Annotated in this window: 9 protein-coding genes; all 9 read right to left on the bottom strand. The window is 62.7% G+C overall.

From position 1 onward, the window contains the following. Positions 1-114: IS66 family insertion sequence element accessory protein TnpB (tnpB, locus tag DBO86_RS27395; RefSeq protein ID WP_143511085.1), on the bottom strand; the 114-nt coding region annotated here is incomplete at its 3' end. A gap of 291 nt (positions 115-405) precedes the next feature. Further along, complete coding sequence (locus DBO86_RS25710) at positions 406-861, bottom strand: hypothetical protein (RefSeq protein WP_108235250.1); 456 nt, start codon at positions 859-861, stop codon at positions 406-408. Between the two features lie 17 nt (positions 862-878). Next, complete coding sequence (locus tag DBO86_RS25705) at positions 879-1,661, bottom strand: amidohydrolase (protein ID WP_108235249.1); 783 nt, start codon at positions 1,659-1,661, stop codon at positions 879-881. A 61-nt stretch (positions 1,662-1,722) separates the two neighbouring features. Next, positions 1,723-2,871: a pyridoxal phosphate-dependent aminotransferase gene (locus tag DBO86_RS25700; RefSeq protein WP_108235248.1), complete on the bottom strand. Its 1,149-nt coding sequence runs from the start codon at positions 2,869-2,871 to the stop codon at positions 1,723-1,725. Positions 2,872-3,013: 142 nt separating this feature from the next. Next, entirely contained in the window at positions 3,014-4,489 is a 1,476-nt protein-coding gene (gene der / locus DBO86_RS25695) for a ribosome biogenesis GTPase Der (RefSeq protein WP_108235247.1), read from the bottom strand. Between the two features lie 139 nt (positions 4,490-4,628). Further along, positions 4,629-5,780, bottom strand: a complete 1,152-nt coding sequence (gene bamB / locus DBO86_RS25690; RefSeq protein WP_108235246.1) for an outer membrane protein assembly factor BamB — start codon at positions 5,778-5,780, stop codon at positions 4,629-4,631. After that, positions 5,773-6,411 (bottom strand): tetratricopeptide repeat protein, encoded by a 639-nt coding sequence (locus DBO86_RS25685; RefSeq protein WP_108235245.1) that lies wholly within the window; start codon positions 6,409-6,411, stop codon positions 5,773-5,775. Before DBO86_RS25685 ends, bamB begins: the two co-directional genes overlap by 8 nt. A 32-nt stretch (positions 6,412-6,443) precedes the next feature. Beyond that, positions 6,444-7,730, bottom strand: coding sequence for a histidine--tRNA ligase (hisS, locus tag DBO86_RS25680; protein WP_108235244.1), 1,287 nt, complete (start codon positions 7,728-7,730; stop codon positions 6,444-6,446). A gap of 20 nt (positions 7,731-7,750) precedes the next feature. After that, complete coding sequence (gene ispG / locus DBO86_RS25675) at positions 7,751-8,863, bottom strand: flavodoxin-dependent (E)-4-hydroxy-3-methylbut-2-enyl-diphosphate synthase (protein WP_108235243.1); 1,113 nt, start codon at positions 8,861-8,863, stop codon at positions 7,751-7,753. Position 8,864: the final 1 nt, after the last annotated feature.

The raw sequence follows: 8,864 nt of genomic DNA, 5'->3' as shown, positions 1-8,864 counted from the left end.
CACCTCCACCTTGATGTCCAGCTCGACCAGCGCGGCCAGTCCGTTGATGGATTTGCGGAAGTCAACGGGCTTTGGGTAGAGATAGACCTTCTGCACTTGGGCGTCGGGACGCATCATGACGGAACTCCACGGGAAAATAGGGAGCCCAGCATCCGGGATACGGAGAGGTCAGTTAAAGATGGGGTCTATGGAGCGCATACGTTTTTGTGTGCGTAGCCCAGATGAAAACCGGGAAGGTTATCGCAAACATCAGTAGTGTTTCGGGCATCCTGTAGGAGCGGCGCCCCACCGCGAACACCGGCGGCGTGAGCCCGAAAGGCTTCGCCCCGAGACGGGGCTCCTACGAAAAATCGCTTTGCAGATACTTGCGTCCGTAGATCCGGTTGAAATCCGGGAACACGACTCTCAGATATCGAAAATCATCAGCACCGCAAGCATAAGAGCGGCCAGGCCGAGGGTGAACATCAGACCGATACCCGCCGCCCGCCAGTTGGACAGAAATGCACCACCGGCCTCGGCATGCTGCTTGAGATCGACCTCCATGAGGCTCTTGGCAAACATGATCATCGCCATCAATTGTGCGATGGCGAACGGCATGGCGGGCACCTCCTCCGGCAAGACGAAAGCCAGGACCAAGGTAACCACCAGCAGGAAGACGGAAATACCCCAGACCATCGCCACTCGATCCGCCTTGCCGAGCAGTTGCAGGTTATGCGCCAGCAGCCAGGCACCCGCCAGCGGTGTACCGATGAAGGTGGCTAGGCCGACACCGGCGATGCTGTAGAGCGGCGCCTGAGTGGTAGTGGCCTGTTGCAGATCGGCTTGCGGTGGCTGGAAGGGATTGCTCTGTTGTACGTCCATGTTCGTCTAGCTCCTGATCAGTTCAAGGTAAAGGCATCGGCATCCAGGTGTGCAGGGAAGCGCTCGCGGTAGGCGGCCAGCACCTCGCTCGACAGGCGAGCGCGGAACACGCCATCCCCCTCGCCTGCCGCCATTAAAGCCTCGCCCTGGAAGTCCAGCACCTGAGAATCGCCAGTGTAGGCGTGGCCCTTGCCGTCCTCGCCGACACGGTTCACAGCCGCGACATAGCACAGGTTCTCGATGGCCCGCGCTGGCAGCAGGCGGTTCCAGTGGTGTCGGCGCGCCCCCGGCCAGTTGGCGGTATACAGCAGCAGGTCGGTGCCGCCTGCGTCTCGGCTCCAGACCGGGAAGCGCAGGTCGTAGCAGATCAGCGGGCGCACCCGCCAACCCTTGAGCTCCAGCACCACCTGCTCGTCGCCAGCGCGGTAATGCTTGTGCTCGCCGGCCATGCGAAACAGATGACGCTTGTCGTAATGCGCCAGCGAACCATCTGGGCGCGCCCAGAGCAGGCGATTGCGGTAACTGCCGTCCGCAGCCTGAATGATCAGGCTGCCGCAGATCACTGCATCAATACGCTGTGCCTGCTCACGCAACCAGTGCGTGGTCGGGCCATTCTCGGGCTCGGCCAATGCGGCCGACTCCATGGAAAACCCGGTGCTGAACATCTCCGGCAGGATCACCAGATCGGCACCGCGCGCCTGCTCCAGCAGTTTCTGGAAATGCTCGCGATTGGCGGCCGGATCCTGCCAGGCCAGGCTGGCCTGGATCAACGCCAGTTCGAGATCGGGTTTATCGCTCATCGCAGTACCTCGTTTGCCGTAATCGTCAACGCCTTGCAGGCGGGCTGACCCTGCCCGCCCCTCACACCGCGCATAGTTTCTCGGCGGCCTGGCGCAGGGTTTCTTCACGCTTGGCGAAGCATAAACGTACCAGGCGCATGTCCTTGGGCGCTGACTGATAAAACACCGACACCGGGATCGCCGCCACACCGTGCTCGCGGGTCAGCCACTCGGCCATGGCCACATCGTCCAGATCGGGGCGAATCGCCGAATAGTCGGCCAGCTGGAAATAAGTGCCCGGCGCGCGGCTGAAGGTGAAGTTCGAGTCGGCCAGCAGGTCGCAGAACAGGTCGCGCTTGGCCTGGTAGAACGCCGGCAATTCTTCGACATGCTCGGGGCAGGCGGCCATGAAGTCAGCCAGAGCGAACTGCAACGGCGTCACCCCGCAAAAGTTGACGTACTGGTGAATCTTGCGCAGCTCGGCGGTCAGTGCCGGTGGCGCCACCACATAGCCGGTCTTCCAGCCGGTGACGTGATAGGTCTTGCCGAAGGAGCTGACCACGAAGGCGCGCTGATACAGCTCCTCGTGCGCCAGCACGCTGGCATGGCGTTGGCCATCGAAGATCAGGTGCTCGTAGACCTCATCGCTGATCACATGGATATCGCGGCCACGAATCAGTTCGGCCAGCCTGTCCAGATCGACACGGGTCAACAACGCACCGCTCGGGTTGTGTGGCGAGTTAAGAAAGATCAGTCGGGTACGCGGCGTGATGGCATCAGCCAGACGCTGCCAATCGACAGCGAAGTCCGGCAATGCCAGCGGCACATGCACGCAACGTCCACCGGCCAGCTCCACCGACGGCTCGTAACTGTCGTAACAAGGGTCGAGGACGATGGCTTCATCACCCGGACGGATCATCGCCTGCACCGCACAGAAGATCGCTTCGGTAGCACCCGGGGTGATGGTGATCTCGCTGTCGGCATCGCGCTGCACGCCATAGCTGCGCACGATCTTCGCCGCCACCTGCTGGCGTAGCGCGGGCAGGCCGGTCATCGGGCAATACTGGTTGCGCCCTTGCATGACGTGGCGCGCCACGGCTTCGCGCAGTGCCTGTGGCCCGTCGAAATCCGGGAAGCCCTGGGACAGATTGATCGCACCAGTCTCCAGCGCCAGCTGGGACATCCGCGTGAAGATGGTGGTGCCGACGTTGGGCAGTTTGCTGACGAGCATCGCGACTTCCTACGAAGAACAAGGCAAGCCGCGAGGATAGCCGAAGGGTGCCATAAACGGCACCCGCAGCCCTTATGAAAAGGAGCTAGAAGCTTATGCCGCGCATGCCGAATGAAGGTCGACATGCACGGCGCGGCCACGTTTACTTGCGCTTGTCCTTGCGCTTCTTCTCGGCCTTCTTGTGGTGGCTCATCAGGCGGCGCTTCTTGTTCACCTGACGGTCGGTGAGCTTGTTCTTGTTGCCCTCGTAGGGGTTTTCACCGCCCTTGTACTCGATGCGAATCGGCGTACCGACCAGCTTCAGCACACGGCGGAAGGTGTTTTCCAGATAACGGGTGTAGGCGCGCGGCACGGCGTCGACCTGATTACCGTGGATCACGATCAGCGGCGGGTTGGCGCCACCCAGGTGGGCGTAGCGCAGCTTGATGCGGCGACCGTTGACCAGAGGTGGCGCATGGTCGCTGACCGCGTCTTCGAGAATCTGCGTCAGGCGGCTGGTCGGCCAGCGGGTAATGGCCGACTTGAACGAGGCCTGCACCGATTTGTACAGATGGCCAACGCCGGTGCCATGCAGGGCAGAGATGAAGTGGATATCGGCGAAGTCGACAAAGAACAGCCGGCGCTCCAGCTCGGTCTTCACGTAGTCCTTCTGCCCCTGATCCATGCCGTCCCACTTGTTCAGGGCGATGACCAGCGCGCGGCCGCTTTCCAGCACGAAGCCGAGCAGGTTGAGGTCGTGGTCGACCACGCCTTCGCGGGCGTCCATGACGAACACCACGACGTTGGAGTCCTGGATGGCCTGTAGCGTCTTGACCACGGAGAACTTTTCCACCGCCTCGAAGATCTTGCCGCGGCGACGCACACCGGCGGTGTCGATTAGGGTGTATTTCTCGTCGTCACGCTCGAAGGGGATGTAGATACTGTCACGCGTGGTGCCGGCCTGGTCATAAACGATGACCCGCTCCTCGCCGAGCATACGGTTGACCAGGGTCGACTTGCCCACGTTGGGACGGCCGATGATGGCCAGCTTGATACCGTCCTTCTCGCTCGGGCCGGGAATGCGCTTGGCCTCCTGGCCCTCCAGCACTTCTTCCTCTTCGCCGCCCTCTTCCGGCTCGCCGGCATCCTTGGGGAACGCGCCAAGCACCACTTCCAGCATCTGGGTGATGCCGCGGCCGTGGGCGCCGGCAATCGCCAGTGGCTCACCCAGGCCCATGGGGCTGAATTCGGCGCGGGCCAGGTCGACGTCGAGGTTGTCGACCTTGTTCACCACCAGGAAGCTCTGCTTGTTACGGCGACGCAGATGCTCGCCGATCATCTGGTCCGAGGCGGTCATGCCGGCGCGCGCGTCCACCAGGAACAGCACGGCATCGGCCTCTTCGATGGCCTGCAGCGACTGCTCGGCCATCTTCGCGTCGATGCCTTCTTCGTCACCGGAAATACCCCCGGTGTCGATCACGATATAGGTACGCCCCTGCCACTTCGCCTCGCCGTACTGGCGGTCGCGGGTCAGACCGGAAAGGTCGCCGACGATGGCGTCGCGGCTACGAGTGAGGCGGTTGAACAGGGTGGACTTGCCGACGTTCGGCCGGCCCACCAGGGCAATTACGGGAACCATCAGGCTCTCCACTTGGTTAATTCAGAAAATGCAAAGGCCGCTGCACGGGCAGCGGCCGGGATGTTTCGTGCTGTCGGACATACCGGCAGCATAGTCAAGGAAGCCGTTCAGTATCGCGCGAGCGTACTGGACAGCGTCCTCACTTGATGGTCAGTGCCACCAACTTACCGCTGTTGCCGTAGACATACAGCCAGTCCCCGACCACCAGTGGTTGGGCACGCAGGCCGTCGCTGTCGATACGGGTACGGCCGACGAAGCGACCATCGACCTGGCTCAGCAGGTGCAGATAGCCTTCGAAATCGCCCACGGCGACATAGCTGGAGAACACCGCCGGGCCCGAGAGCTGACGGCGCGCCATCGAATCATTGCTCCACAGAGCCGAGGCGCTGCGCTCGTCGATGCCTTCGACGGTACCGCTGGCATGGCTGACGTAGACGTTACCAAAGCCCTGGGCAACACCCACCGAGCTGGACGCCTCACGCTGCCACAGCACACGCCCGGACTCCAGATCCATGGCTGCGACGCGGCCCTGATAGCTCACCGCGTAGACGGTACCGCCGGACAGCAGCAGGCCACCGTCGATGTCCACCACACGCTCCAGCTCAGAGCGGCCTTGCGCAATGGCAACGCGCTGCTCCCAGACCGGCAGGCCACGCTGGGCGTCGACCGCAATCACCTTGCCACTGGACAGACCGGCAACCACCAGACGGTTGGTCACCAACGGTGCCCCCGTGCCGCGCAGAGTCAGTACGGCCGGAGTATTTTCGACGATCCAGCGCTGGCTGCCAGTGCTGGCATCGAAGGCGATCAGACGGTCATCCTGCGTCTGCACCACGACGATATCGCCGTTGCTGGCCGGCGCGGCCAGCACTTCGCTGGTCACGCGCGAACGCCACTGCTCTTCGCCGTCGCTGGAGTCCAGGGCGATCACTTCACCCTTGAGCGTACCCAGCAGTACCTGGCCGTAGCCGACACCGATGGCGCCGGACACCGGGATGTCGAGCTTCTTGCGCCAGATGACCTTGCCGCTGGTGCGGTCCATGGCCATGACCAGCCCTTCGACGTCGGCGGCGTAGATCACCTCGCCATCGATGGCCGGTACCAACATGTTGAAGGTTTCGCCCTGGCCATCGCCAACGGAGCGGCTCCACTCGGTGCGCAGCTCGACTTCGGCATCGAACTTGGTCAGTTCGGCGGGTGGCAGTTCCTTCTTGCTATTGCTGCTGCAACCCACGGCCAAAACGACCAGAGCCAGCAGTGCGGCATTCTTCCAACGCATCACGTCACGCATCCCCTTTTGCCAGGTCGTCCAGCTTCATCTGCAGACCGCCAACGGCGGCGTCTTCGGCCAGCGCATCCTTGGCCTTCTGATAGGCGGCGTGCGCGTCATCGCTGCGACCCAGCTGTACCAACAGGTCGCCCTTGAGTTCTTCACGGCTGGCGAGGAAGGCATCCTCCACCTTGGCGTCGAGCAGCTTCAGCGCATCATCGGCCTTGTCCTGAGCAGCCAGCACACGGGCCAGACGCTGACGCGCCAGTTCCCCGAGCGTGGCATCGGCAGGCTTGTCGAGTACGCGCTGCAGAGCTGAGGCGGCATCGTCGAGGCGATTGGCTTCGACAGCGACCTTGGCGACGAACAGGCTGCCATACTGCGCGTAGTGAGTACCGCCAAACTCGCTGTCGAGCTTGCCGGCCAGTTCGGCGACTTTCGCGGCATCGGGCTTACCGGCTGGGTCCAGCGCCGCTTCCAGCAACTGCTGATAAAGCACCGAGGCGCCTTGCGCCTGGTTGTCCTGGTACTTCTGCCAGCCCTGCCAGCCGAATACGGCTACCAGCGCCAGCACGCCACCGGCGAGCAAAGGCTTGCCGTTGCGATCCCACCAGTCCTTGAGTTGCGCGATCTGTTCGTCTTCGGTCTGCATGTCTAACCCCGTACTCCTAATCGAGAGCCTGCTCAGGCCTGCTGGCAGGCGGCCAGATGCTCAGCCAGAGCATCCCAGGCAACGCTTTGTTGTTCACTGTCGTCGCGCAGCGGCTTGCAACCTACCACGCGGCCTGCCAATTCGTCGTCCCCCAGAATCAGCGCATAGCGCGCGCCACTCTTGTCGGCCTTCTTGAACTGGCTCTTGAAGCTGCCGCCACCGCTATTGAGCAGCAGACGCAGCCCCGGCAACTCGTCGCGCAGACGCTCGGTCAGCGTCAGCGCCGCCAGCTCCGCCGCTTCGCCAAAGGCGCAGACGTATACGTCGGCAGCGCGATTGAGCTCGGCCGGCAGCAAGTCCAGGGTTTCCAGCAGCAGCACCAGGCGCTCGACGCCCATGGCGAAACCGACACCCGGCGTAGCCTTGCCGCCCAGTTGCGTGACCAGGCCATCGTAACGACCACCGGCACACACCGTACCCTGGGCACCAAGCTTGTCGGTGACCCACTCGAATACGGTGCGATTGTAGTAGTCCAGGCCACGTACCAGCTTGTGGTTGATCTGGTAACGAATGCCGGCCGCATCAAGGCGCGCCTTGACGCCCTCGAAGTGCAGACGCGATTCCTCGTCGAGGTAGTCGCCCAGGGTCGGCGCACCAACCAACACGGCCTGGGTCGCCTCGTTCTTGCTGTCGAGGATGCGCAGCGGGTTGGTCGTCAGGCGGCGCTGGCTGTCTTCGTCGAGCTGGTCGAAACGCTCACGCAGGTACGCCACCAGGGCGTCGCGATAGGCGGCGCGCGCCTCGCTGGAGCCCAGGCTGTTGAGCTGCAGGGTCACGGCATCGGCCAGACCGAGTTTTTTCCACAGACGCCAGGTGAGCACGATCAGCTCGGCATCGACATCCGGCCCGGGCAGGTTGAAGGCTTCCACACCCACCTGATGGAACTGGCGATAACGCCCCTTCTGCGGCTTCTCGTAGCGGAACATGGGGCCGGCATACCACAGCTTCTGCACCTGACCGCCACCGGCCAGGCCATGCTCGAGCACGGCACGCACGCAACCGGCGGTGCCTTCGGGACGCAGGGTCAGGGATTCTTCGTTGCGATCGAGGAAGGTGTACATCTCCTTGTCGACCACGTCGGTGCCTTCACCGATACCGCGAGCGAACAGCTCGGTGTATTCGACGATGGGCAGGCGGATTTCCTTGTAGCCATAACCGTCGAGCAGGTTGACCAGGGTATTTTCCAGGTAACGCCAGGCAGGCGTCTGCTCCGGCAGGATATCGTTCATGCCACGAATGGCTTGCAGGGACTTGCTCAAATGTATTCCTTACGCACGGATCAGCCGCGCACGATCACGGCAGCATCGGCGGCGGCCTTTTCGGCCGCCTTGTCGCGAATGAGCTTTTCCAGCTCGTCCACCAGGTTTTCGTTGGTCAGCTTCGAGGCCGGTTTGCCATCGATATAGACCAGGTTGTTCGGGCTACCACCCGTGAGGCCGATATGCGCCTCCTTGGCTTCGCCAGGACCATTGACCACGCAGCCGATCACGGCCACATCCAGCGGCACCAGCAGATCCTCGACGCGCGTTTCCAGCTCGTTCATGGTCTTGACCACATCGAAGTTCTGCCGCGAGCAGCTCGGGCAGGCGATGAAATTGATGCCACGCGAGCGCAGGCGCAGGGACTTGAGGATGTCGAAGCCGACCTTGATCTCTTCCACCGGGTCGGCGGCCAAGGAGATGCGGATGGTATCGCCTATGCCGTCAGCCAGCAGCATGCCCAGGCCGACAGCGGATTTCACCGTACCGGAACGCAGGCCGCCAGCTTCGGTGATGCCCAGGTGCAGCGGCTGCTCGATCTGTTTGGCCAGCAGGCGATAAGCCTCGACGGCCATGAACACGTCGGAGGCTTTCACACTGACCTTGAAATCAGCGAAGTTCAGGCGATCCAGATGCTCGACATGGCGCAGTGCAGACTCGACCAAGGCCTCGGGCGTCGGCTCGCCGTACTTCTTTTGCAGATCCTTTTCCAGCGAGCCGGCGTTGACGCCGATGCGGATCGGGATGCCTTTGTCGCGAGCGGCTTCAACCACTGCCCTGACGCGATCCTCGCGGCCGATGTTGCCCGGATTGATGCGCAGGCAATCGACACCCAGTTCAGCCACACGCAGGGCGATCTGGTAATCGAAGTGGATGTCGGCCACCAGCGGTACACGCACCTGCTGCTTGATGCGGCCGAATGCCTCGGCGGCGTCCATGTCCGGCACGGAAACCCGCACGATATCGGCACCGGCATCTTCCAGGCGACGGATCTGTGCCACAGTGGCAGCCACATCGTTGGTGTCGGTATTGGTCATGCTCTGCACGGCAATCGGCGCATCGCCGCCTACCGGTACCGAGCCAACCCAAATCTTGCGCGACTGTCGGCGCTTGATCGGCGATTCGCAATGCATG

Origin of the sequence: Ectopseudomonas oleovorans (genome assembly GCF_003052605.1) — a bacterium.
GTDB classification, from domain to species: domain Bacteria; phylum Pseudomonadota; class Gammaproteobacteria; order Pseudomonadales; family Pseudomonadaceae; genus Aquipseudomonas; species Aquipseudomonas oleovorans_A.
This window is presented reverse-complemented; position numbering and strand designations above follow the sequence as displayed.